23 protein-coding genes and 1 riboswitch are annotated in these 22456 nt (G+C 66.9%); of the genes, 6 read left to right on the top strand and 17 right to left on the bottom strand.

Annotated elements, in window-relative coordinates:
* Positions 1-174: 174 nt before the first annotated feature.
* The 7 genes from ACLQ7E_RS09080 to ACLQ7E_RS09050 form a co-directional block, all read right to left on the bottom strand.
* Positions 175-339: a hypothetical protein gene (locus ACLQ7E_RS09080; protein WP_411732261.1), complete on the bottom strand. Its 165-nt coding sequence runs from the start codon at positions 337-339 to the stop codon at positions 175-177.
* 12 nt (positions 340-351) lie between these two features.
* Positions 352-1068, bottom strand: coding sequence for a response regulator (locus tag ACLQ7E_RS09075; RefSeq protein ID WP_411732260.1), 717 nt, complete (start codon positions 1066-1068; stop codon positions 352-354).
* A 9-nt stretch (positions 1069-1077) separates the two neighbouring features.
* Complete coding sequence (locus ACLQ7E_RS09070; RefSeq protein WP_411732259.1) at positions 1078-2415, bottom strand: sensor histidine kinase; 1338 nt, start codon at positions 2413-2415, stop codon at positions 1078-1080.
* 30 nt (positions 2416-2445) lie between these two features.
* Complete coding sequence (locus tag ACLQ7E_RS09065; RefSeq protein WP_411732258.1) at positions 2446-3309, bottom strand: ABC transporter permease; 864 nt, start codon at positions 3307-3309, stop codon at positions 2446-2448.
* Positions 3306-4256: an ABC transporter ATP-binding protein gene (locus ACLQ7E_RS09060; RefSeq protein WP_411732257.1), complete on the bottom strand. Its 951-nt coding sequence runs from the start codon at positions 4254-4256 to the stop codon at positions 3306-3308. The genes ACLQ7E_RS09065 and ACLQ7E_RS09060 overlap by 4 nt, the downstream gene beginning before the upstream one ends.
* A gap of 205 nt (positions 4257-4461) precedes the next feature.
* Positions 4462-5130 (bottom strand): response regulator, encoded by a 669-nt coding sequence (locus ACLQ7E_RS09055; RefSeq protein ID WP_411732256.1) that lies wholly within the window; start codon positions 5128-5130, stop codon positions 4462-4464.
* The gene (locus ACLQ7E_RS09050; RefSeq protein WP_411732255.1) at positions 5118-6359 is read right to left on the bottom strand and encodes a sensor histidine kinase; all 1242 of its coding nucleotides are present in this window, start codon (positions 6357-6359) and stop codon (positions 5118-5120) included. Before ACLQ7E_RS09050 ends, ACLQ7E_RS09055 begins: the two co-directional genes overlap by 13 nt.
* A 133-nt stretch (positions 6360-6492) precedes the next feature.
* Between ACLQ7E_RS09050 and ACLQ7E_RS09045 the strand changes: the two genes are divergently transcribed.
* Together ACLQ7E_RS09045 and ACLQ7E_RS09040 are read left to right on the top strand one after the other, a co-directional pair.
* Positions 6493-7557, top strand: a complete 1065-nt coding sequence (locus ACLQ7E_RS09045) for a lysostaphin resistance A-like protein (protein ID WP_411732254.1) — start codon at positions 6493-6495, stop codon at positions 7555-7557.
* Positions 7558-7712: 155 nt separating this feature from the next.
* Entirely contained in the window at positions 7713-8450 is a 738-nt protein-coding gene (locus tag ACLQ7E_RS09040; RefSeq protein WP_411732253.1) for an SGNH/GDSL hydrolase family protein, read from the top strand.
* Between the two features lie 12 nt (positions 8451-8462).
* Here ACLQ7E_RS09040 and ACLQ7E_RS09035 read toward each other — a convergent pair whose 3' ends face one another.
* From ACLQ7E_RS09035 to ACLQ7E_RS09010, 6 genes are all read right to left on the bottom strand, one after another.
* The gene (locus ACLQ7E_RS09035) at positions 8463-9098 is read right to left on the bottom strand and encodes a response regulator transcription factor (RefSeq protein ID WP_411732252.1); all 636 of its coding nucleotides are present in this window, start codon (positions 9096-9098) and stop codon (positions 8463-8465) included.
* Positions 9098-10321, bottom strand: coding sequence for a sensor histidine kinase (locus tag ACLQ7E_RS09030; RefSeq protein WP_411732262.1), 1224 nt, complete (start codon positions 10319-10321; stop codon positions 9098-9100). Before ACLQ7E_RS09030 ends, ACLQ7E_RS09035 begins: the two co-directional genes overlap by 1 nt.
* A 238-nt stretch (positions 10322-10559) precedes the next feature.
* Entirely contained in the window at positions 10560-11972 is a 1413-nt protein-coding gene (locus ACLQ7E_RS09025; RefSeq protein WP_411732251.1) for a phytoene desaturase family protein, read from the bottom strand.
* Positions 11962-13401, bottom strand: a complete 1440-nt coding sequence (locus tag ACLQ7E_RS09020) for a glycosyltransferase family 87 protein (protein WP_411732250.1) — start codon at positions 13399-13401, stop codon at positions 11962-11964. The genes ACLQ7E_RS09025 and ACLQ7E_RS09020 overlap by 11 nt, the downstream gene beginning before the upstream one ends.
* Before the next feature lie 75 nt (positions 13402-13476).
* A complete protein-coding gene (locus tag ACLQ7E_RS09015) occupies positions 13477-13923 on the bottom strand; it encodes an SRPBCC family protein (protein WP_411732249.1) in 447 nt (148 codons plus the stop codon).
* A 209-nt stretch (positions 13924-14132) separates the two neighbouring features.
* Positions 14133-14447, bottom strand: coding sequence for a DMT family transporter (locus ACLQ7E_RS09010; RefSeq protein WP_411732248.1), 315 nt, complete (start codon positions 14445-14447; stop codon positions 14133-14135).
* 11 nt (positions 14448-14458) lie between these two features.
* Positions 14459-14523: riboswitch (guanidine-III (ykkC-III) riboswitch) on the bottom strand.
* A gap of 228 nt (positions 14524-14751) precedes the next feature.
* Here ACLQ7E_RS09010 and ACLQ7E_RS09005 point away from each other — a divergent pair.
* Entirely contained in the window at positions 14752-16446 is a 1695-nt protein-coding gene (locus ACLQ7E_RS09005) for an alkaline phosphatase D family protein (RefSeq protein ID WP_411732247.1), read from the top strand.
* Positions 16447-16499: 53 nt separating this feature from the next.
* Here the strand turns inward: ACLQ7E_RS09005 and ACLQ7E_RS09000 are convergent, their stop codons facing one another.
* Both ACLQ7E_RS09000 and ACLQ7E_RS08995 read right to left on the bottom strand, forming a co-directional pair.
* Positions 16500-17453, bottom strand: a complete 954-nt coding sequence (locus tag ACLQ7E_RS09000) for an acyl-CoA thioesterase (protein WP_411732246.1) — start codon at positions 17451-17453, stop codon at positions 16500-16502.
* A gap of 205 nt (positions 17454-17658) precedes the next feature.
* Positions 17659-18213, bottom strand: a complete 555-nt coding sequence (locus ACLQ7E_RS08995; protein WP_411732245.1) for an NAD(P)H-dependent oxidoreductase — start codon at positions 18211-18213, stop codon at positions 17659-17661.
* A gap of 644 nt (positions 18214-18857) precedes the next feature.
* On the opposite strand from ACLQ7E_RS08995, the gene ACLQ7E_RS08990 reads away from it, so the two are divergent.
* Complete coding sequence (locus ACLQ7E_RS08990) at positions 18858-19622, top strand: matrixin family metalloprotease (RefSeq protein WP_411732244.1); 765 nt, start codon at positions 18858-18860, stop codon at positions 19620-19622.
* Positions 19623-19731: 109 nt separating this feature from the next.
* Here ACLQ7E_RS08990 and ACLQ7E_RS08985 read toward each other — a convergent pair whose 3' ends face one another.
* On the bottom strand, positions 19732-20400 hold the full coding sequence (locus ACLQ7E_RS08985; RefSeq protein ID WP_411732243.1) for a hypothetical protein: 669 nt from the start codon (positions 20398-20400) through the stop codon (positions 19732-19734).
* An 89-nt stretch (positions 20401-20489) separates the two neighbouring features.
* A complete protein-coding gene (locus ACLQ7E_RS08980; RefSeq protein WP_411732242.1) occupies positions 20490-20900 on the bottom strand; it encodes a DUF302 domain-containing protein in 411 nt (136 codons plus the stop codon).
* A 233-nt stretch (positions 20901-21133) separates the two neighbouring features.
* On the opposite strand from ACLQ7E_RS08980, the gene ACLQ7E_RS08975 reads away from it, so the two are divergent.
* Together ACLQ7E_RS08975 and ACLQ7E_RS08970 are read left to right on the top strand one after the other, a co-directional pair.
* The gene (locus ACLQ7E_RS08975) at positions 21134-21673 is read left to right on the top strand and encodes a hypothetical protein (RefSeq protein WP_411732241.1); all 540 of its coding nucleotides are present in this window, start codon (positions 21134-21136) and stop codon (positions 21671-21673) included.
* 406 nt (positions 21674-22079) lie between these two features.
* Complete coding sequence (locus ACLQ7E_RS08970) at positions 22080-22391, top strand: hypothetical protein (protein WP_411732240.1); 312 nt, start codon at positions 22080-22082, stop codon at positions 22389-22391.
* Positions 22392-22456: the final 65 nt, after the last annotated feature.

Below are 22456 nucleotides of genomic sequence, written 5' to 3'. Positions count from 1 at the left end.
CCCGCCTCGGCGGCGGCGTGGAAGGATGAGGGAGAGTCCGCGACGAAGGCGGAAAGGTCGTTGATGTGCTCGATTGCTGCGCTGGACATGCGTGGGTTCCCTTGACTCGTGGACGTGCGGGGGTGCCGGCAGGACGGCGGTGGCGGCAGGGTGCGCGGGGGCTCCCGGGGGCGCCTAGGCGCGGGTGCGGACCAGGGCCACCACGAGGGCGCCGACCCCCAGGACGATGCTAGCCCACCCGGGGATGGGCAGGGCGAAGAGGGTCAGCAGGAAGGCGCCGAGGACTCCCAGCACCACGGCCAGCAGCAACCAGGGGCTGCGCAGGAATTCGGAGTTCATCGGCATCCGTCCCTAGTAATCCAGTCCCTGGCTGGGGATGACCAGCCCGGTTTCGTACGCGTAGACCACTGCCTGCACGCGGTCGCGCAAATGCAGCTTGGTCAGGATCCGGCGCACGTGGGTCTTCACCGTGGCCTCGGAGAGGAAGAAGCGGTGCGCGATCTCGGCGTTGGACAGCCCCTCGGCCATGGCCCCAAGCACCTCGAGCTCGCGCGGGGTCAAATCCCCCAGCAGCGGGTCGCGTTCCGGCGCCGGGGCGCTGGAACGGTTCGGGGCGCCGTCGCGCACATAGGTCTCCAGCAGCCGGGCCGTGACCCGGGGTGCCACCACCGCATCCCCGGAGGCCACCAGGCGCACCGCGTTCACCAGTTCCTCGGGCGCCACGTCCTTGAGCAGGAAGGCGCTGGCCCCTGCCTGCAGCCCGGCGAACGCATATTCATCGAGGTCGAAGGTGGTCAGGATGATGACCTTGGTGTCGGGTAGTTCCTTGACGATGCGGGCGGTGGCCTCGATGCCGTCCATGGTGGGCATGCGCACGTCCATGAGCACCACGTCGGGCCTCAGCTTGGTGGCTTGCCGCACGCCCTCGGCCCCGTCGGAGGCCTCGCCGAGGATTTCCAGGTCGTCCTCGCCCTCGAGGATGAGCCGGAATCCCATGCGCAGCAGCGGCTGGTCATCTACCAGCAGCACCCCGATGTGCGCGGCGTTCTTGTCGGTGGTTTCGGCCATGGGTGGTTCTCACGATCCTTGGTGTTGGGTCTTGGGTGCAGGGTGCCTGCCTTGCGGCGGCGCGGTGTCCGGCGGGCAGCGGGTCGGGTGCGGCAACTTGAGTTTAGCCACGACGGTCCACCCGCCACGGGAGGCGGGCCCGGCGCACAGCGTGCCGTCGAAGAGCGCAGCGCGCTCCTTCATGCCGCGGATGCCCTGGGCGGATCCGATGATCTCGCGGCGCGCTTCCTGGTGCGTGCCGTCGTCGTGGATGCGCACCGTGACATCGTCGCGAAGCCTGTGCACCGTCACCTCCACCGCGCCCACGTTGCGTCCGTAGCGCAGCACATTGGTCAGGGACTCCTGGATGATGCGGTGGACGGTGAGCTGGAAGGTGGCATCCTCCGGCAACGCGGGGCCCGACTGGGTGTAGCGCAGCGGCAGGCCCGCAACCGTGAAGCCGGCCAGCATCTGTTCAAGGGATCCGCCGGCGGGCTGCGGTTCCAGCGATGCCCCGTCCCCGGTGCGCAGTACCCCGATGACCCGCCGCATGTCAGCCAGGGCCCGGCGCCCGGTGGTGGACAGTTCGCCGAGCACCTCCCCGGCCCGCACCGGGTCGCGCTTGAGCACCACCGCGGCACCGTCGGACAGGGCGATCATGACCGAGAGCGAGTGCGCGACCACGTCGTGCATCTCGCGGGCAATGCGGTTGCGTTCGCGCACCTGGGCCAGGGTCTGGACGCGTGTGGCCCAGTTGTCCAGCTCGGCCTCGTGCAGCCGGTGGTTGCGCACCGCCGCGCCGATGGCCACGGCCGCGGCGTTGGTGCCCAGCAGGAAGGCCAGGGACAGCGTGATCGTGAGGGGCAGGCCGCCGATTTCCGCCAGCGCCGCCTGGTCCTCGGGTGAATCGGTGAACATGGACGGCAGCCCCAGCGTGACGAAGACCAGCCCCTGAAGGGCGGTGATCAGTGCGGTGAGCGCGAACATGCGCCGGGCGGCATACTTGGTTGACGCCGTATACAGCGCGATCCACAGCCCGACGCTGCCGCCGAAATACGAGGAGTCCAGCATGATCGCGGCGGAGTCGAAGAGCACCACCACGATGAGCACGAGCATGGGCCGGCGACGGCGGAAGAACAGTGAGGCCCCTGTCAGCGTCAGCAACCCGAGGGTGGGCCAATGCGCCGAAAGCGCCGCCTCGACAATGCTCGGGGCGGTCATCAGGAAGTACAGCAGCACCACGGCGGTATCGACCAGCACCGGGCGGCGGCGCATGAAGCCGCGCAGCGGGCCGATGCGTTGCGCCGAGATCTCGGCAAGGCCCGCCTCCGGGTCCCCGGAGGCGAGCGGTGCCATGTTTTCGCTCATGTCCCTGAGCCTATCGAGCAATGGCCTGTTTTAGATATCGCGGCGCTGCAGCAACAGGGCGGCGGCGGCCAACGGGATGACTATCCAGGCGCAGACCACGAGCCCGGAGGCCCAGGTTTCCAGGGCGCCCTCGGCGCCGGGCATCTGCATCAGTGCGCTTCCGGCATGGTCCGGCAGGAAGCGTGCGGCGTCGGCCAGCCAGGACACAATGCCCGACAGCCCGTCCACGGCGATGGGAATCACGAAGAACAGGGCGGCGAGCACGACGATGCCGCCGGCCGAGTTCTTCAGCAGCGTCCCCAGGGCCAGGCCGATCAGCGACACCATCACCACGTAGAGCACCCCGAACCAAAGGTTGCGCTGATACACCTCGGAGGCGAAGTCCAGCGGCAGGTCGTAGTTGTCGGCGATCGGCTTGGCCACCAGGAATGCGGCCAAGATGGAGGCGAGGGCAACAAGGGCCGAAACGACGGTGACCATCAGGGTCTTGGCCCAGAACACCGGTTGCCGGGTGGGAGTTGCCACGAAGGTGGAGCGGGCCGATCCCGTCGCGAATTCGGAGCTCATCACCATCACGGCGAGGGCGCCGATGATCAGTTGGGCAAAGATCAGCCCGCTGGCCGGAAGCGAGGCGGAGAGCTCATTGATGTCCCCCATTTGGGCCGCCATCTCCGGATCGGCCGCCATGGTTTCCAGGGATGCGCCGACGCCCCAGACGCTGAGTGCTGCGATCCCCACCATGACCACGAAGGTAGACAGGATCAGGATGAGCGTGGAGGGCAGCGAGAAGAACTTGATGAACTCGCTGCGCAGCACGCCGGCAAAGCTGAGCTCTCCGCTTCCCGCGGCACCGGGAGCGGCGGAACGTGGTCGTTTCATGGTTGTGGTGCTCATGGCTGGTCCTGCTTTCCGGTGGTCGTGGCGGCAAGCTCGTTGCCAAGGTGCGAGTGGTATTCGACCTCGTCCTGGGTCAGTTCCATGTAGGCCTCTTCGAGGGATTGCGTCACCGGCGTCAGCTCGTAAACCAGGATCTGCGTTTCCAGCGCGCGGGCAGCAATTGCCCGGCCGTCGAGGCCGGCGACCTGGATGGTTTGGGCGTCCAACCGGGTCAGGTGCACGTCCTGCGCGGCCAGCGCGTTCATCAGCTCCTCAACCGAATCGGTCTTGACCTTGACGGTGGGCACATTGCGCCCGCCGATGATCTGCTCGATCGGCGCATCGGCAATGATGCGGCCGCGGCCGATGACGATGAGGTGGTCGGCTGTCAACGCCATCTCGCTCATCAGGTGCGAGGAGATGAACACCGTCTTGCCTTGCGCCGCCTGGTGGCGGGCAAGGTTGCGGACCCACAGCACGCCCTCGGGGTCCAGTCCGTTCACCGGCTCGTCAAGGATCAGCGTCTGCGGGTCGCCCAGCAGTGCCACGGCGATGCCCAGGCGCTGGCCCATGCCCAGGGAGAAGCCGCCAACCTTCTTGGACGCGACGGCGCCGAGCCCGGTGAGTTCGATGACCTCGTCGACCCGGGTGTTGGGGATCGAGTGGGTTGCCGCAAGGGCCCGCAGGTGGGTGCGGGCACTGCGGGACCTGTGGACGGACTTGGCTTCGAGCAGGGCGCCGACCTCGCGCAGCGGCGCGGAGTGTTCGGCGTACCTGCGGCCGTTAACAGTCACGCTGCCGAAGGTCGGCCGGTCCAGGCCGACGATCATGCGCATGGTGGTGGATTTCCCTGCGCCGTTGGGGCCGAGGAATCCAGTGACTTTCCCCGGCTGGACGGTGAAGGAAACCCCGTCCACCGCACGCTTGGTGCCATAGTTCTTGGTCAGTGCCTCTGCTGTGATCATGTCTTCAACGTTACGGAGGATCGCTCCCGCAGTCGCCGCCCAAGCGGATGATCTTCACCGAATAAACCCTCACTCTTTCGGCGTACGGGCGATCCACTAGGGGGCTCCCCCTGCCCTCCGGGCTCCCGTTCGGGGCCAGACCTGCGCAAGAATGCATATGGGCATGCCAGGTCCGGATTGTCACGCCCTGCGAAGTCACCGCGCGCTAGCCTGCCTCTGATTCAAAGACGCATAGCGCAACCTGGACGCGGTTGTCCGCGTCCAGCTTTTCCAGCACTCGGCCGATGTGGGTTTTCACCGTTGCCAGCGGGATGAACAGCCGGTCGGCGATTTCCTGGTTGGAGCAACCTCGCGCCATTGCCGCGGCGACCTCGCGTTCGCGCTCGGTGAGCACGGCAAGCCGTTCAAGTGCCTCGTTGCGCCGTGAGGATTCGGGCCGGGAGCCCGCGACGGCAATGAGCTGCTTGGTCACCGATTCCGAGAGCATGGTCCGCCCGGCGGCCACCTGGTTGATGGCAGCCATGAGCTCGGCCGGCGGGGTGTCCTTGAGGAGGAAGCCGCTGGCTCCCATCCTGAGCGCCGAAAGCACCATGTCGTCGGTGTTGAATGTCGTCAGGATCAAGATCTTCTGGTCCGGGCGGGCCTGCAGGATCGCCTCGCTGGCCGCCAGCCCGTCCATCAGAGGCATGCGGATGTCCATGAGCACCAAATCCGGCGCCAGCGTCTCGACCATGGAAACCGCCGAACGGCCGTCGGCGCATTCGCCGACCACGTCGATGCGCGGGTCGGATTCGAGGATCATGCGCAGTCCGGCGCGCACCAGGTTCTCGTCATCGACCAGCACCATGCGAATCGACTCGCTTACGCTCCCCATGGCAGCCACACTTTCAGCACGAATTCTCCCTTGGTATTCGGGTCGAGATGCAGTTCCCCTCCGGCCAGCCGGACCCTTTCGGCCAGACCCGTCAAGCCCAGGCCCGAGCTGGGCATGGCCCGTGCACCGCAGTCCTGGTGCGGCACCTCGGCCAACCGGTTGGAAGCGCGCAGGAACAACCGCTCCTCCGCGTGGCCGCCGATCTCCAGCGTGACGTCCTGCCCGGGCGCGTGGCGGCGGGCATTGGTCAGCACCTCCTGGACGATCCGGTACAGGTGGCGGCCGGTGGCCTCGGGCAGGGATTCCAGGCGATCCCTGGTTGCCGGTTCCAGGTGAAGGTCCACCGCGGTGCCGACGGTTCGACTTTCTTCCAGGATTTCCTGCAGTTGTCCCAGGTTCGGTTGCGGTCTGGCCAGCTCGTCGTCAAACAGCGTGTTGGGGTCGCGCAGCATGCCCAGCACCTCGCGCAGTTCGCCCAGGGCCAGATGTGAATTCTCCCGGACGACGCCTGCCGTCAGCTTCGTTTCCTCCGGCGTCAGGTCGCTGCGGTATTCCAGCGCGCCGGAGTGCAGGGCGACCAGCGAGAGCCGGTGCGCCAGGACATCGTGCATCTCGCGGGCAATGCGGGTGCGTTCGTCGGCCTTGGCCGCGTGGATCTGCGCCTGCCTTTCGCGCTCGGCGCTGTGTACCTGTTGGCGCAGGGATTCCGCCAGTTGCCGCCGTCCCCCGATGTACATGCCCAAAAGCACCATCAGGCCAACCATCACCACGAAAACGATGCCCAGCTGCCACCAGGTGGTTCCATCGTCCTCACGCGGCAGTACGGTGCCCACAAAATGTTCCCCCGCAAAGGCGGCGGCAAGGAACAGCGCGGAAACGCCAAGAATCTCGAGCGGCCTGCGCCGGGTGGCCAGGGAGACGACGCCAAGGATGGCGAAGCCGGCGGCGGACGTGGAGGGGCCCGCGAGCAGCACCAGTACCGCCACGACGGGCACCGGGAAGCGATCCCGCAGGGGGTAGAGGACCAGCACCGCCAGCCCACAGAGCATGTCGAGAGCGATCACCGCCCCCAGCGCATCCACGTCGGGTGCCGTGTCCGGCGAGTACTCCCCATAGGTCAGGGCGAGAAGGATCAGGCCCAGCACCAGGCCCAGCCCGATTCGCCATGACTGCGACAAAACCCGACGCACTCTCGAGCGCGGTGCGGCCGGTTCGTAAACGGTGGTCATTGGCTTAACGTTACCGGCGGGGCCCACGGGCGGGCATCGACCGAAAGGACCACAACGGTCCGCCCCGCCGGAGGCGAAAAGATCGTCCCAAATGTCGAGGCGATTAGGCCACTTGTTGATACAGAATGGTGGCATGAACACGATCCCGCCGCCGTACCAGCCACCGGCACAGAATCCGCAGCCCGGCCAGTATCCAGCCCGATGGGTTCCGGTGCCCCCGACCCCGACGGCCCCGGCCGAACCGTTGCCGTTTCACCGGCTGGCCCGCACCTACGCCGCCTACCGCTGGTGGAAGCCCTTGATGGTGGGACTCATTGCCCTGGGCCTGTATCTGGGCCTGATCTTCCTGTCCGCGATCGTTTTCCTCTTCGTTGCCATGGGCAACCCTGAGCTGGAGAGCACCGCTGACGAAGCCCTGATCTCCCTCGAGTCCGTCGACATGTCCGACCCGTTCATTTTTGTCATCTCCATGGTCTCCCTGGTTCTGATGCTTCCGGTGATCCTGCTGGCCACCCGGATGATGAATGTCCAGAAGGTCGGGTCCCTGACCTCGGTTGCCGGACGCATGCGTTGGGGCTGGCTGGGGCGGTGCATGGTGGTGGCCCTCGGGGTCCTGGCGCTCAGCTTCGGGATCACCTTTGCCATCGACGCCTTGGCCGGGCATGCCTTCGAGCCGGATTTCGGCGCCCCGGACATGTGGCTCCTGCTCGGGCTGACCATCCTGCTCGTCCCGTTCCAGGCCACGGCCGAGGAATACGTTTTTCGCGGGTACCTGATGCAGCTGGTTGGCGGCTGGCTGCGCCACCCCGCCTTCGCGATCCTGTTGCCCATCCCGATCTTCGTGCTGGGACACGCCTACGACATCTACGGGCAGCTGGATGTGGGCTTCTTTGCCCTCGCTGCCGGTTGGCTCACCTGGCGCACCGGCGGACTGGAAGCGGCCATCGCCCTGCACGTGGTCAACAACTCCGTCATCTTCGCACTCGGCGCCATCGGCCTGGTCGATGTCAGCGTCACCGAAAGCGATCTGCCCAGCCTCCTCGCCTCGATGGCCACCACCACCGTGTTCGTCCTGGTCATCGTCCGGCTTGCGAGCAAGCGCAAGATCCAGCGGCTCAGCGTCCCGCCCGTGCCGGCACCGGCGATCGCCGCACCCGGCTATTGGGTCCAGCCCGGGGACGCACCGCGCCAGCCCTGAGCCGGGGCGCCCCCCGGCAAACCCCTGGCTGGCTGGGGTCGTGCACGGAGAACCATGGCGGCCCCACGACGCTGCGCTTACGCTGGGATATCGACGGGCGAACCAGACGGCGCCACAAGGATGGACGCGCCCTTCGCCCGAAGAAGGGACCACACATGGAGCACTCCCCACGGCGTTGGAGACAATCAGTTGCTCCCCTTCTGCTGTCGCTGTCGGCGGCACTGGTCCTGACCGGTTGCCAAGGCGCCGGATCCACAACAAACGCCCCGGCGTCTTCGTCCGCATCGTCGGGAACCGCGCGCAACGTGGTGGTCATCGGTGATTCGATGAGCACCGGTTTTGGCACCAGCGCCGGGATCGCATGGCCGAACCTCATCGCCGCGGCACCCCGGGATGACTCGATGCCGCTTAAGATCCTCAACACCGCACAAAATGGCAGCGGCTACCTCAACGTCGGCATCACCGGCTCCACCTTCGCATGGCAAGTGGAGCAGGCGGTGTCGCCGGACGCCGACCTGGTGGTGTTCTTCGGCTCGGTCAACGACCTGCACCACGACCCCACGGAGCTGGCGGCCGCCATCGCCGGGATCTACGCATCGGCCAAGGAAAGGGCACCGAGTGCCACCCTCCTGGTGATTGGACCGCCTGCATACAGCACCCTGCCGGAGGCCCACTACCTGGCGGTCCGGGACGCGGTCAAGCAGGCGGCGCAGGCCGCGGGCGCCATCCACGTCGACCCCATCGCGCAGGGCTGGTTCGTCGAAGATGTCGACCGTCTCGTGGGGCCCGACGGCCTGCATCCCTCGGTGGCGGGTCAGCATTATCTGCGGGAAAAGATCGAGCCCCTCATTCTCGAGACGCTCAGGCAACACTCCGACGTCGCCGGCCGGTAGCCAACCAAGGGCTCAGCGGATCAGCCTGATGCCCCGGGCCCTGTCGATGGCGGCAGTGCGGTTGTCCACCCCGAGCTTGTCGTAGATGTGGATCAGATGCGTCTTGACCGTGGACTGGGAGATGAAGAGTTCCGCGGCGATCTCCTTGTTGCTCTGCCCGCGGGCCAGCAGCTGCAGCAGCTCGAGCTCGCGCGGACTCAAATCAGTGGAGTTGGCACGCGCCTCGGGGGTGATGCGCGCGGCGATGTCTGCCGAGAGCACCTGCTCCCCCTTTGCGGCGGCCTCGACCGCTGCCAGCACGTCGGGCAGCGGGGCGTCCTTGAGCAGGTAGCCTGCAGCCCCGGCAGCCAGCGCCGCCCGGATGTCGGCATCGGAGTCGTAGGTGGTCAGGATCAGCACCGGCGGTCCGTCCGCCGCGCGGATGCGTGCGGTCGCGGTGACCCCGTCCATGCCGTCCATCTGCAGGTCCATGAGCACCACGTCCACGCGCTGGCCCAGGGTCTTCAGCCGCTCCAGCTGCGCCAGGGCCGCGGCCCCGTCGGAGGCCTCGGCCAGCACTTCCAGCCCGCCCTGTTCGGTGAGCACCGCGCGCAGGCCCGCGCGCACCACGGGATGGTCATCGACCAGCATGATCTTCAGGTTGGGCATCAAGAGTCGCTTTCTGCCGTGGCGAGCGGGATGCGAACGGCCAATACCGTGCCCTCCCCGGGGGTGGATTCGATCTCCAGGCTTCCTCCCAGCAGTCCCAGGCGCTCGCGCAGCCCGGCCAGCCCATATCCGGTTCCGTCGGCGCGCGGCTTGGCGGGCAGGTCCCCGGGACGCATGCCGGTTCCGTCGTCAAAGACATCCAGGGTCACGGCATCGGGCAGGTACCCCAGGCTGAGGACCGCGCGTTTGGCGTGCGCGTGGGCGGCGACGTTGGCCAGCCCCGACTGGGCGGCTCGAAGGAGCGCGGCGGAAATCTCCGCCGGAAGCGGGGTGGCGGTGCCGTCCTGCCGGAAGGCGACGTCGAATCCGTGACCCGCTGCGGCAGCGCTGCGCTCGGTGCCTGCGCAGAGCCGGCGCAGCTTCCCGGCCAGGGAATGGGCTCCGTCGCCGGCGGAGGACAAATCGGCGACGAAATCGCGGGCCTCGGCGAGGTTCTCGGCGGCGGTGGCGCCGATGGTTTCGAGCCGTTCGGCCGCGGCATTGGTGTCCCCCGCCGCCAGGGCAGCCGATGCGGAGCGGGAGACGAGCACGATGCTGGAGAGCCCCTGGGCCAGGGTGTCGTGGATTTCGCGGGCCAGCCGGGTGCGTTCGGCCAGGGTCCCGGCGCGGTGCTGCTCCTCGGCGAGCGCCGCACGGGTGGCGCGCAGTTCGTCCAGGGCCAGCCGCTGGTTCACGCCCTCGGTGTACAGGGCCTGGTACGCCATGCCCATGATGACAGCGAAGATCGCTCCGACCACCGGACCCAGGATCTGGGGAAGCGCGAGGGACCCGGAGTGGTACCGGCCGGCGGCAACGACGGCGGCGGTCAGCAGCGCGACGGCAACCAGGGAATGGCGCTGGCCCAGGATGTGCAGGTGCAGGAAGAAGAGGGGGAATGCCAGCCAGGAGTAGTCGGCGTGCAGGTAGAGCAGCACGAGCCACAACAGCACGACCCCCGCAAGCCACCATGGGGCCCAGCGCACCGTGCTGGGTGCCCGACCGGCGGCATGCCGCTTTTCCGCGACGGTCCCGGCCAGGTAGAGCGCGGCCAGCAGGCCGGTGAGCGCAATGGCGGTGATCCGCCGGGGCATCGTCGTTTCGGAAAGCAGCACGCGCACGAGTCCGACGCCCAGCAGGGCGGCGAAGCCGACGTGCAAAGCCACGCGCAAGACGCGCAGCACCATCTCACCGGCCGAGGCCCCAGGGGCATCTGCGAGGCTCGGCGTGGCACCGGGGCTTGGATGCTGGGCAGGAACGGTCACATCACCCAGCGTAGCGCCGCGGGCGCGCGGGCCGGCTCCACCAAATGGTTGAGTCCATGCTTCGTCTCCCTCAGGAAATGGCCGGAGCTACGGAAGTATGTGGATGTGTACGTCCGTATAGGAAATTTTCTATACTTTCGCTCCGCGGAACACCTGGCGCCTACTGATGAATCCCGAACTCGTGGCGCAGGGCGCTTTGTGCGGCCAGGTGGCCACTCATTCCATGCACGGAGGGACCTGGCGGGGTTGAGCTGGAGGCCAGGTAGATTCCCTTCGTCGGGGTCCGCCACGGATCGGTGGACAGCGTGGGGCGGACAAGCATGCCGCGCATGTCGGTCACCCCGCCCGAGAGGTCCCCTCCGACCAGGTTGGGGTTCTGGGCGGCCAATCCCGGCGCGGTGACGGCCTGGCTGTATTCGATGGTGTCGGTGAAGCCCGGGGCCACTGCCTCCAGCTGGCGGCTCATGACGGCCGTCAAGTCGGCGGGGTTTCCGTTGGGCACGTGGCAATAGGCCCAGAGCACGTGCTTGCCCTCGGGCGCCCGGCTGGGATCGAAGCGGCTGGGCTGGGAAACGATCGCGTAGGGCGCATTCGAGACATCGGTGCGCACCCGGCGTTCCTCCCGCCCGATCTGCGCGGCGGTGCCGCCCAGGTGGATGGTGCCGGCGTCGGCAAGCTGCCGGTTGCGCCACGGCACCGGCGCACCCAGCACATAGTGGATGAGGCAGGAACCGGGGGCCCGGCGCGTGCCGGTGAGGATGCCCTTGTACTTTTGCGGCAAGGCCCGGTCCGCAATGGCGGCCAGGGCCTCCGGCGAGGTGTCGAAGAGGACTGTCTTTTCCGGGATCTGGGCCAGGTCGGTGACCTCGGCACCCAGCTCGATGTTGCCGCCGGCCTCGGTGAAGAGGTCGGCCAGCGCGTCGGAAATGGCCTGGGAGCCGCCGACGGGAATCGGCCAGCCGCCGGAGTGGGCGGCTGCACCAAGGAAGAGTCCGGCCCCCGTTGCGGCGGGTCCCCGTCCACCTCCCGCGGCGTGTGCGGCGCACCCGGCAATCATCGCCGCCGCGAGCTCCCCGGTGCCCAGGCCCGGCACCATGAGTTGGGCCGCGCGCAGCCCGAAGACCGTGAGTGCACCGAGTTGCCGCGGGAAGCGCAGCAGCGGATGCAGCAGCAGATCCGAAGTCGCTGCCATTCGCTCGACGACGGGTCCAAGGATCCTGCGGTAGCCGGGGCCGTCGGCGCCCAGCGCCTGGACGGTCCGTTCCAGGTCCCGCCAGGCGATGCCGGCCCGCCCGTCGGCCAAGGGGTGGGCGAAGGAGATCTCCGGAACCACGAAGTCAACGCGGTCCCGCAGGCCGATCTCCTGGAAGAACGGGGAGAGCAATGCCATCGGGTGCACCGCCGAGCCCAGGTCGTGGATGGCGCCGGCGTACCCAAGCTCCTTGGTCCGCGCTGCACCGCCCACGGTGTCGTTGCGCTCGATGAGCCGCACCGACAGCCCCGCCCGGGCCATCGTGAGGGCGGCTGCCAATCCGTTGGGACCTGCACCGATCACCGCGACGTCATGCGCCATGCCTTGCCCCCAAAACGAACTTGTCTTTCGCCCCGGCAAACGCGCCGGCCTGCGGATCGGACTGGCCCACCCGGCGCACCGGGTCCAGCTCGGGGTCGTACATCGACTGGACCACCCGGAACATCAGGTACCCGGTGGCGACCATGTGCCCCAGCACGGCGAACACATAGAAGGAGGTGGGGAACGTGTTGGAGGGCTGGATGTCGGCGGTCGTGGCGTAGAGGTACATCCAGATCGCCCAGAAGTGCAGCACCTCGAAGAGCTGCCAGAGCAGGAAGTCCTTCCACTTCGGCCAGGCCAGCGCCGCGAGCGGGATCAGCCACACCACGAATTGCGGGGAGTAGACCTTGTTGAACATGATGAAGGAGGCGACGATGAGGAACACCAGCTGGCTCAGCCGCGGGGCCACCGGCGCGCGCAGGCCCCAGTAGGCGATGGCAGCGCAGCTGGCCACGAAGAGCCCCAGGGCCAGGGCGTTGATGGTGGCGGCATCCAGCGCCTCCATCTTCGGCACGACCGCGGCGGTGACGTTGAAGATGTGCCAGAAGGAGGACAGCCCCGCCCCGCGGTCCTCCGTGAAGGTGAAGAAGTGCTTCCATGCGTCGAAATTCGTCATCGCCAGCGGCAGATTCACCGTTAGCCAGGACAGTGCCGCCCCGGCCAGGGAGACGATGAGCGGCTTGTATCGGCCGCTGCGGATGGCCAGCACGATCACGGCGCCGAAGAAGAGCAACGGGAAGACCTTCATCGCGGTGCCCAGGCCGATGAGCACTCCGGCCAGGAAGATGCTCTGCCGCGACCAGGCGAGCATGGCCAGGGCCAGGAACGCCACGGCCCACATGTCCCAGTTGATCGAGGAGGCCAGGATCATCCCCGGGGCCAGCGCCACCATGGCCGCGTCCCAGGGCCGGCGCCCGGCGGTCCGCGCGGTGGCCACAACCACCACCAGCCACAGGACAGCCACCAGGAAGAAGTTCAGGTCGAAGAATGCAAGTGCCCGGTCGAATTCACCTTTCGGGATCAGCGCCGCGGTCAGCGAGGCAACCACCGACATCAGCACCGGGTACTCGAATTCTGCACCGGAGGCGAAGGGCGCGAACGCGTTCTCGGCGAAGCCGCGGGCATGGAAAAGCGCTGTCCAGTCCGAATAACAGGCCCACGCGTAGGGGTTGGTCCCGCCCCAGCCGTTGAGTCGGCAGGCATTCTTCGCAAGAACCGCCAGCAACGCCCCGATCACCGTGAAGACGACCAGTACGCGCTCGATGGTGAAGAAGCCGGGGGTTATCCGCCCGGGGCTGGTGTGCCTGCCCAGCGGCCCGCCAATGACCTCGGTGAACTTGCGCAAGAAGGCGTCGCTGCGGCTCGGCACGGTGATGCGCATCGGGGCGAGCCGCGGTTTCGACGGGCCCGGGACGGGTGGTTGGCTCATGGCTTTCAGCCTAGTGCCCCACGCCCGGCGGTGCGTGATGCACGCTGCCGCACGGTGTTTTGCCCTCCGTAGGGTCTACTCTGCGCGGTCGGGGAATTGCGCGGCGAGCCGCTCGAGGGTCCGTTCCATGTTCGGCCCGGTGGTCCGGGTGAAGCCCAGGAGCCGAAGCATCCATTTGTGCCGCAACCGGCTGGCATCCCAGGTTTCGCTGACCATTGTCCCGGACCCCTCGGGTTCAAGTTCGTAGCGCCAGCGGTGTCCGCTGAAATGCCTCCACGCAATCGACCGGTCCTGCTCGAATTCGACCACGGTGTTGCTGATGCGGTAGGGCACGCCCAGGCGCATCTGCATGCCAAATTCGCTGCCCAAGGTGAGCCTCTGTGCCTGGCTGCTTGAGGCCCGCACCGTTCCGGAGCCGTCGATGACCGGGTGCATCGCAGGATTCGTCAGCAGCTCGAAGACGTCATGTGGAGCGGCGGCGATGAACCGTCGGCGGGTCTGCAGGTATGCGGAGAGGCTCATCAGCCCATACTATGCATTGCCCGGGCCGCGGCGAAGCGCATCGGTGTCCGGGACAAGGTGCCGGCCAGTCGCACCTTGCGACGTTTGCGGCGCAGCCTGCCGCCCGGAACCCTCACATGCAAGGATCCCCAACCGGTGGTCCGCACGGCAATCCGCAAGCAGGACGCACCCCAACGGCTCAGGGAACCCAAATCCGGGCAGGCGGCCTGTTAGTGAAGGGACTTGAGCCCCACGACGCCGCCGACAATCATGATGAGGAAGAGAACTTTCAGCAGCGAAACGGATTCGCTACCCGTGGCCATCGCATAGATGACAGTTAGGGTCGCACCGATTCCGACCCACACGGCATATGCGGTACCAAGCGGAAGTTCCTTCATCGCGTATGCCAGACCAAGCATGCTGGCAATAAGGCCCACAACAAAAACGATGGACGGCGCCAGACGGCTAAAGCCTTCGGACTTTCCCAGGGCCGTGGCCCAAACGGCCTCGAGAACACCGGAAACAATAAGAACGAGCCAGGACATGGCAGTCTCCTCAAGGGCCGTCTTGTCGCACACCGGGTACGGCACCCATCGTCCGGATCCCCTGTATAGGGTCTTCTCCAAGATCGCACACCCCCTGCCCGATGGCAACTTCACCGATCAGGCCTTTGATGCCCCGGCAGCGCACTCGAATCGGGCGTTTTGACCGCACTTCGGAACTGAGGCAGTACCCCAGTCGATCGAGTGCCGGAAAACGGGCCGGATCCGACTTCCACCGGAAACCGGTCTATGCCGAAAGATTCCGGTGTGCCATTCTTGATTGATCGGCACCACCAGGGGAGATCCGATGAGCACTGGAACCACACCCGCCGGCTCCGGTCCGGAAACCGCCCAGGGCCTGCTGCTCGGGCCGATGCTCCGCCATGTGGACGACACCTCCGCCAGCATCTGGGTCGAAACGGCAACGGCCTGCACCGTCGAGGTCCGTTCCGGCCCGGACGCCTGGCGGGCCGCGACATTTGCCGCCCACGGCCACCACTACGCCCTGGTCGAGGTGTCGGGATTGACGGCCGGAAGCGTTCGTCCCTACGCCGTGTACCTGGACGGGGTTCCCGCCTGGCCGCTCGAGGACGGCTTCCCTGACTCGATGATCGCCACCCTCGACCCCTCCAGGAAACCACGGTTGGCCTTCGGGTCCTGCCGCACGAGTGTTCCGCACGACGAATCCGGCAACCGCACGCACGGGGTCGACGCGATGCGCGCCTATGCCCTGTCCATGGCCGCCCCCGGGCACGGTTCCTGGCCCGATTTGGTGCTTTTCCTCGGCGACCAGGTTTACGCCGACTCCACCAGCTCGGAAATGCAGGCGTTCATCCGCAAGCGCCGTAACATCAAGGAAGAACCCGGGGCCGAGCTGAAGGACTACGAGGAATACGCCCACCTGTATCGGTTGGCCTGGTCGGACCCTGCCAACCGCTGGCTTCTCTCAACCCTGTCCAGCGCCATGATCTTCGACGACCACGACATCCGTGACGACTGGAACTCCTCCATAAGCTGGAAACGTGACATGCAGAAGACCAACTGGTGGCACGAACGCATTGTTTCCGGTCTCGGTTCCTACTGGATCTATCAGCATCTTGGCAACCTCGCGCCCAAGGAACGGGCGGCGGATCCGTTGTGGCGGCGCATCCTGGCCCACGAAGGTCCCGGCGAGCTGGATCTGACCGCGGACCTGGACGAGTTCGCCGGGCGCGTCGATGCCGCACCGGAAAGCTACAGGTGGAGCTACTGCCGCGACTGGGATGCGGTGCGCCTGATCGTGGTGGACTCCCGGGCCGCCCGCAAGCTCGAACCCGGGCAGCGAGCCCTGCTCGACCCGGCGGAACTCGCGTGGCTCGACGAGCGGATGCGCGGCGGCTTCCGCCACTTGCTGATCGGCACGTCCCTGCCGTTCCTGCTGCCCATGGGCCTGCACCACGTGGAATCCTGGGATGAAGTCCTCTCCTCCGGGAAACGCGGACGACCCCGGGCGTGGCTCGGCGAACGATTGCGCAGGGCAGTGGACCTTGAACATTGGGCGGCGTTCCAGCGCAGCTTCCAGGATGTGGCCCGTTTGGCCACCGAGGTCGCCGACGGCAAGCGCGGACCCGCCCCGCAGACCGTCACGTTTCTCTCCGGCGACGTGCACTTCTCCTACGTCTCCGAAGTCGCGCGCAAGAACGGGAGCAGGATCCTGCAGGCGGTCTGTTCGCCAATCCGCAACCCGCTACCCCGGTTCCTGCGCTACTTTGCCGCAGCCTTGGCCTTTGGGCCCGCGGTCCCGTTCGGTGCCTGGATGGCGCGGACTGCGCACGTGCCAAACCCGCCGTTTCGCTGGAACGGCATCAAGGGCCCTTGGTTCGACAACAACCTGGCCATCCTCGAGGACACCGGCGAGGGCCTGGAGTTCAGCTGGCTCACCGGGGTCGTTCGGGACGGGGACCACCTGCACCCGAGGCTGGACACCGTGGAAGTCGCCACGCTTCAGTCGCGCAGGGAATGAAATCCCTCAACGGGGGGGTGCTGCAACCTGCCGCGTATTGCCTTGCGGCTGCCTCAGTACACCCGGGCCTCGGCGAAACGCAGTGGGGCCAGCGCCGCCCGCCGGCGCACCAGGTCAAGGGCGTGCGCGTCCAGCCGTCGGTCTTCCTCGCTGGCGAGCACCAGCTGCCGCACCTCGGAGGCGTGACCGGAATCGTCGCGGGTGACGAAGATGGTCATGCACTGGGTCGTGCCGCGCCACTGGGTTTCGCGCGGGTCCCGCGCCCGCACATGCACCGCAATGTGCATGGAGTGCGGGCCGGTGTGGATCAACCGGGCCTCGAGTTCCACGATGTCGCCGATGTGGATCGGGTTCATGAAGTGGATGCCGCCGGAGTAAACGGCCACCGCATCCTTGCCGCACCAGCCCATGGCGCAGGCGCGTGCGACCTCGTCGATCCAGCGCATGACGATCCCGCCGTGCGCATTCCCGCCCCAGTTCACGTCGCCGGGCGAGGCCAGGAACCGGAATCGCTCCCGCGGCGCGGTGCCCGCATCCGTGTATTCCTGGGCCCGCATGGCGTCGCGGATCTCGGCACGCGCGGCAACGCGGTCGGCGGCCCCCTGGGCCAGCTGGGCCGCCGCGGCATCGGCCGGCTCCCAAGGCGGGACTGCCTTGGCGCGGCGGTCCTCGTCCATCGCCACGAAGACCAGGATGCAGTCCATGGCGGGCCTGAAGATACGTTCGCGCACGTCGGCTGCGTCAACAGTGACCACCACCTGCATGCTGCTGCGCCCGGTGTGCACGATCCGGGCGGTGACCTCGATCAGGTCGCCGTTTTCGATGGGACGGGTGAAGTGGACGTTCCCGACGTAGGCGGTGACGCAATACCCTCCGGAATAGCCGACGGCGCAGGCGTACCCGGCCTTGTCGATCCATTCGAGCACCCGTCCGGCCTGGACCGTGACCCCGTCTTCGGAAACATCGGTCGGTGCCGCAAGGAAGCGCAGCGTCATCACGTCGTTCATGTGCCAATACTAGCCAGGCACGCGTTCCCGCAACGATCCATTACGGGCACGGAAAACCAACCCCGGTACCCGGCCCCGGGCGCCGGGCGCCGGGCATACGCTTCATCAGCGCACCGCCGCCACAGACACCTGTGGCCGGCACCTAGGGAAAGGCGCCGGCCACGGGTGTGTTCATCGACCCGGACGGGTCAGCGGGATTTCGGGACTAGTTGCTCTCGGCGGCGGCGCGGATGCCTTCGAGCACGGCTGCGACCTGGCCGACAACCTCTGCGTCGTCCTTCGGGTGGGTCTCGGCGAAGCGGACCAGCGAACCCGGGATGGAGAGCTTGACGTCTTCCAGCACGGTGGCGCCGGCGATGCCAACTGCCTTGCGGGCCTCGTCTTGGGCCCACACGCCGCCGAACTGGCCGTAGGCAGTGCCGATGACGGCGGCCGGCTTGCCGGTGAGCGCGCCCTCGCCGAACGGGCGGGAAAGCCAGTCGATGGCGTTCTTCAGTACGGCCGGCATGGTGCCGTTGTATTCCGGGGAGACCAGCAGCAGGGCGTCGGCCTGGCCGGCTGCCTCACGCAGGGCGGCGGCGGCGGCCGGAACCTGGCCCACGACGTCGATGTCTTCGTTGTAGAACGGGATGTCCTCGATGCCGGAGTAGAGGTTCACCTCGACGCCCTCGGGGGCATTCGCGACAGTGGCCTCGGCCAGCTGCTGGTTGGTGGAACCGTTGCGCAGGGAACCGACGAGGGTAAGAACTGTGGTTGCCATAAGAGGGAGTCTCCTGTGTGTTTTTGGGGGGTGTGCTTGATGCGTCAATCAAAGATAACCGCGCAGCGGAGCTCGCGATTCCCGGCATGGATGTGAGTAGAAACACACTTGATCATTCAAATGCTTCACCATGAGGTCTTGAGTTGTCCGCGACTTATCCACCGTTCCCCAACGCGCTTCCCCGCGGCAATTCCGCTCAACAAGGTCGGGCTCTTCCACAGAGTGGCCACCGGAGGCACCGACGCGGTGAAAGCGAACGCGTCAGGCTTGCGGTTTTCCGCACGCCGGGAAGCGACGCTCGCGACATGGGAACCATCAAGTCGGGAACGGGAAGAAGCTTCCGGCCCCAAATTGCCGCGCCTTCGGCCTATGCTGGGTTGTGGGGGGCTGGGGAGCCCCGCACAGGCACAAACCTTGGGGGGAAAATGCCGCACGAGAACCAGTGGAACCAGGAACCCGGATTCGGGAACCGGAGTGAGCGGCCGCGGCGTTCGCCCAGCGGAAGGGTCCCGCAATGGGTACTTGACGAGGATGTACGCCGTGCCGAGGCCCTGGTGTTCGGTTCCCGCCCCGGTCCTCCCCCCAGGCCGTCCGGCCTTCGGAAATCCCGGCGCGGGCGCGGGGCGCGCCGCACATGGAACCTCTTGCTGGTCATCGCACTGCTGGTCGGGCTCTATTACAGTCCGGTGATCCTTGATCGTCACATCATGCCCGCGCTTAATCCCTTGGTTCCCGGATCCAATGTGCCGCCGCGCGGCGTCGAGGCGGCCGCGGATCCCTTGGGCAGGCCGCCGGCGGGGACCGGCTCCGGATCCTTTCGCCTGCAGGAGTCCCCCGATCCCAAACAGGAATTCGTCGCCTACGACCCCTGCCGCCCCATCCATTACGTGATCCGCCCGGATAACTCCCCGGTCGGCGGCGAGATCCTGATCCACCAGGCGGTTGCCGAGATTTCCGCCGCCAGCGGCTTGCGATTCGTCTACGACGGTCCAACCGCCGAGGGGCCAAGCAAGGAACGGGACACCTACCAGCCCGAGCGCTACGGCAAACGCTGGGCTCCGGTCCTTCTCACCTGGTCCGACCCCGCGGAAACACCCGGCTTGGCGGGGGACGTGGGCGGCCTGGGTGGAAGCGACTACGCCCACACTCCCGGGCACCCCTTCGTCTACGTTGCCGGACAAGTGATGCTCGATGCCCCGGGCCTGGCCCCGATCCTGGGTTATCCCGGAGGTGCCGAGCTGCTCCGCTCGGTCGTCATCCACGAGCTCGGACATGTCCTGGGGCTCGACCATGTCGATGACCCGAGCCAGCTGATGTACGGCGGCAGGAATGACCGGCCGTCGTTGGCGGACGGGGACCGGGCCGGGCTTGCCCTGCTGGGCACCGGGGCCTGCGTGCCCCAGCTCTAGCCTCCGATGGCAAACATGGTCGGCCGGCCGTCGCGTCCAGGACGCCCACGTGACCTTGCGCTGGCGGGGGGCGAACACTCCGCTCCCCGTCAGCGCACGCGGCCGGAGATCAGCCCGGGAAGCCGAAGCACGGGAAGAACTCCTCAACCCCGCGCCGGGCCACCTCCACGCAATTGGCCTTGACCAGTTCCAGGGTGGCCTCCGGATCGGTTCCCGACACCGAACGTCCGGCGACCTTCACACTGACCTCGGCGACCGCGGCGCGGCGCAGGTTGTTGTCGACAGCCACTACGTTGCCCTCCGGGAAATGGGTCGCGTCGCTGAGTGTGGTGTGTTCAAGCTCCCCGGTTCCGGTCCAGGTGGCGTCAAGTTCCACGGTGACCGGGTTGCCGTCGGCGTCCGTGCCCTCCATCGCGGTGGACACCGAAGCCTTGCGCAGCCTCGGGTCGGCCACCATTTTGGCCATGTTCATGGCCTGGGCCTCGAACAGGACGTCCCCGCCGCCACCGGCGGCCGCGGCCACTGGCACGCAGGTGTCGGTGACGCGCACGAAGACGGAGGTCAGCCCCTGCTTGTTGACCGGGCCCGGCTGCGCCGCATACATGGCCACGCTCGACGAGAGGAACACCTCCGTCAATTCACAGCCGTCCGGGACTGCAACATATGCACTCCCATTACTGGAGGAAATCACATGGTAGATGTTCGGGGCCGCAACCGCTGGACCGGCGCCGAACGTGGCCAATGCCAAGACCGCAACCACGGCCAACAAGCGCTTCATGGCGTACTCCCTCTCGTGCGACACCTACAGGGTAGATCCCGCGGTGTCGGCATTCAATGGCCAGTATGAGCCGACGGCAACGCCGCCCTTCAGGCGCCGCGCAGCTGGTCCAGCGCCGCCTTCAACCGGGTGTCCGCGTCAGCGGCGACCTCGCGTATGGCCGGGTTTCCGCTGATCCGGGCCAGGACCTGCGCGTCGATGGTTTCTATAGTGGTTTCGGTCGCACCCAATGCCCGGCGGACCACCACGTTGCACGGCAACAACGCACCGAGCTCGGGCTCGGTGAGCAGTCCCCGATTGGCCAGATGCGGGTTGCAGGCCCCCAATATCAGGTAATCGCCGATCCGGTCGGCCGATTCCTGGCTGATCTTCGCCGTCAGGACGGCACGCACGTCGATCTCGGTGAGCACCCCGAAGCCCTGGCGTCCCAGGGCCTCTCTGGTGCGGGCCACTGCTTCCTCCCAATCCAGCGAAACGGTGATGCTGTGCGTGTATCCCATGGCAGTGGTCCTCCTGCTCGTGCGGCGCGCTGCGCGTCGGGTTGCCGGTGTTTGCGGCCCAGCCTAGTCGCGATCCGGGCCGCTGTCTGCCCCGGGGCAGGGCGCCGCTGCGGCCATTTTCCTCGCGGGTTGCACGGACTCTTTACAGGGTCAACAAGCATCTGCTAACGTCCATGCCAGCGCCCTTTTTAAGGCCGTGTTTTTGGGGAAACAACTGAATCATGGGGGAAATCATGAAGAAATCGATGGCTCTATTTGCCATGTCCGGAATCGCGGCTGCGGTCCTGTTTGCAACCACACCGGCATCGGCTGACTGGTCGGTGGATGCGTCCACCGGAACCGGGTTCGTGGGCAAGGGCGACGTGCAGGACGCGTTCGGCTGGAACGACCGCGACCTGCAGGCCAACCACGGCGGAGTGTCATTCGCGCTGACTGCGGAATCGACGTCAACCACTACCTGGTCCTGCTTCAACTCAAAGAACCAGAAGACCCAGGACCGCTGGCACACTGTCACGGCCAACACCACCGGCGGGCTCGTGCACGACGCACGCACCAATCCACAGGACAAGGTCACGGGGTTCCTGCTCACAGGGCTGGCCGAGGGATCGACCTCCGTGTCGGAAACCGACGGCCAAAACCTGAACACCTGCCCCGGTGGCCCCTGGGCGATCGTTGACGGCAGCTCGAGCACCACTGTCACCGGCGACGAATCGGAATTGACAGTCCGCTTTGCCGACCATTCGCAGGTGCTCACGCACGCCATCGCCGAGTAGCTAGATGGTGGGGCCGGATGCCGCGCAGCGGTGTCCGGCCTTGCAGCACCGCCGCGGGCATGGACCCTTCGGTCCCGATTCCGCACCGGAAGGCAAGGGCGAAATTCACGTCGCGGCCGGTGGTTCCGGCGCCCTTGACGGCCGCACCGCACGGGGTAGACCGGGGCTTCAGGGTTCCTGCATTCCGGGGAGCTGGCGTGGTCGAGGTTTACTGCCGGCCTTCAAATGACTGCCGTCAGGGCCAAGGCCCGGAAGCCCTAAATGTACCTCGGGTCCTTGACGCCGGGGCATGCCGATTTGGGTCCAAGAAGCTCTACAACAAATCTTGTGAATTGTCCGGCCGGGGCGCTTACTAAGGGTGGGACGCGGTCCCGCGGCCCACCCTACTCGCACAGGAAACACACCCATGGGAATCATGAGAAGTTCGTTGGCTGCTGGTGCCGTGCTCGCCATGGCAACCTTCGCCTTCATGCCGGCCGCTTCGGCGACCATCCACCCGATCGTTGAGTCGGTCGACTGCGCCAACGCCACCGCCAACGCGCATCACCCGCTCGGCGACGTGGCAGAGGTTCCCGGCGTTACGCCCGGATACGGCCACCACTCAACCAAAAGCGACCTGAGGTCGCTCATCGTCACCTCCGACGGATTCACCGATTTCAGCAGCCCCGCTTGGTTCGGACACAAGCTCGACGGCGAGTGCGGACACTCCGGCCCGTAGCGGCACGCTATTCGACAAGGGAACCACCTTATTCGGCGGTTCCCTTGTCCACATCCGCCGCACCA

Origin of the sequence: Paeniglutamicibacter sp., assembly GCF_046714615.1 — a bacterium.
Classification (GTDB): Bacteria; Actinomycetota; Actinomycetes; order Actinomycetales; family Micrococcaceae; genus Paeniglutamicibacter.
Note: the sequence above shows the minus strand (reverse complement) of the source record. Positions and strands in the feature narration are given on the sequence as shown.

Bases quoted from the DNA above. Each gene is read 5' to 3' on its own strand.
- ACLQ7E_RS08980 (WP_411732242.1), bottom strand. From the start codon at position 20,900: ATGGGATACACGCACAGCATCACCGTTTCGCTGGATTGGGAGGAAGCA.
- ACLQ7E_RS09030 (WP_411732262.1), bottom strand. From the start codon at position 10,321: ATGGTGCTGCGCGTCTTGCGCGTGGCTTTGCACGTCGGCTTCGCCGCC.
- ACLQ7E_RS08985 (WP_411732243.1), bottom strand. From the start codon at position 20,400: ATGAAGCGCTTGTTGGCCGTGGTTGCGGTCTTGGCATTGGCCACGTTC.
- ACLQ7E_RS09005 (WP_411732247.1), top strand. From the start codon at position 14,752: ATGAGCACTGGAACCACACCCGCCGGCTCCGGTCCGGAAACCGCCCAG.
- ACLQ7E_RS09075 (WP_411732260.1), bottom strand. From the start codon at position 1,068: ATGGCCGAAACCACCGACAAGAACGCCGCGCACATCGGGGTGCTGCTG.
- ACLQ7E_RS09060 (WP_411732257.1), bottom strand. From the start codon at position 4,256: ATGATCACAGCAGAGGCACTGACCAAGAACTATGGCACCAAGCGTGCG.
- ACLQ7E_RS09015 (WP_411732249.1), bottom strand. From the start codon at position 13,923: ATGAGCCTCTCCGCATACCTGCAGACCCGCCGACGGTTCATCGCCGCC.
- ACLQ7E_RS09040 (WP_411732253.1), top strand. From the start codon at position 7,713: ATGGAGCACTCCCCACGGCGTTGGAGACAATCAGTTGCTCCCCTTCTG.
- ACLQ7E_RS09035 (WP_411732252.1), bottom strand. From the start codon at position 9,098: ATGCCCAACCTGAAGATCATGCTGGTCGATGACCATCCCGTGGTGCGC.
- ACLQ7E_RS09010 (WP_411732248.1), bottom strand. From the start codon at position 14,447: ATGTCCTGGCTCGTTCTTATTGTTTCCGGTGTTCTCGAGGCCGTTTGG.
- ACLQ7E_RS09065 (WP_411732258.1), bottom strand. From the start codon at position 3,309: ATGAGCACCACAACCATGAAACGACCACGTTCCGCCGCTCCCGGTGCC.
- ACLQ7E_RS09055 (WP_411732256.1), bottom strand. From the start codon at position 5,130: ATGGGGAGCGTAAGCGAGTCGATTCGCATGGTGCTGGTCGATGACGAG.
- ACLQ7E_RS09000 (WP_411732246.1), bottom strand. From the start codon at position 17,453: ATGAACGACGTGATGACGCTGCGCTTCCTTGCGGCACCGACCGATGTT.
- ACLQ7E_RS09070 (WP_411732259.1), bottom strand. From the start codon at position 2,415: ATGAGCGAAAACATGGCACCGCTCGCCTCCGGGGACCCGGAGGCGGGC.
- ACLQ7E_RS09050 (WP_411732255.1), bottom strand. From the start codon at position 6,359: ATGACCACCGTTTACGAACCGGCCGCACCGCGCTCGAGAGTGCGTCGG.
- ACLQ7E_RS09080 (WP_411732261.1), bottom strand. From the start codon at position 339: ATGAACTCCGAATTCCTGCGCAGCCCCTGGTTGCTGCTGGCCGTGGTG.
- ACLQ7E_RS09025 (WP_411732251.1), bottom strand. From the start codon at position 11,972: ATGGCGCATGACGTCGCGGTGATCGGTGCAGGTCCCAACGGATTGGCA.
- ACLQ7E_RS08975 (WP_411732241.1), top strand. From the start codon at position 21,134: ATGAAGAAATCGATGGCTCTATTTGCCATGTCCGGAATCGCGGCTGCG.
- ACLQ7E_RS08995 (WP_411732245.1), bottom strand. From the start codon at position 18,213: ATGGCAACCACAGTTCTTACCCTCGTCGGTTCCCTGCGCAACGGTTCC.
- ACLQ7E_RS08970 (WP_411732240.1), top strand. From the start codon at position 22,080: ATGGGAATCATGAGAAGTTCGTTGGCTGCTGGTGCCGTGCTCGCCATG.
- ACLQ7E_RS09020 (WP_411732250.1), bottom strand. From the start codon at position 13,401: ATGAGCCAACCACCCGTCCCGGGCCCGTCGAAACCGCGGCTCGCCCCG.
- ACLQ7E_RS09045 (WP_411732254.1), top strand. From the start codon at position 6,493: ATGAACACGATCCCGCCGCCGTACCAGCCACCGGCACAGAATCCGCAG.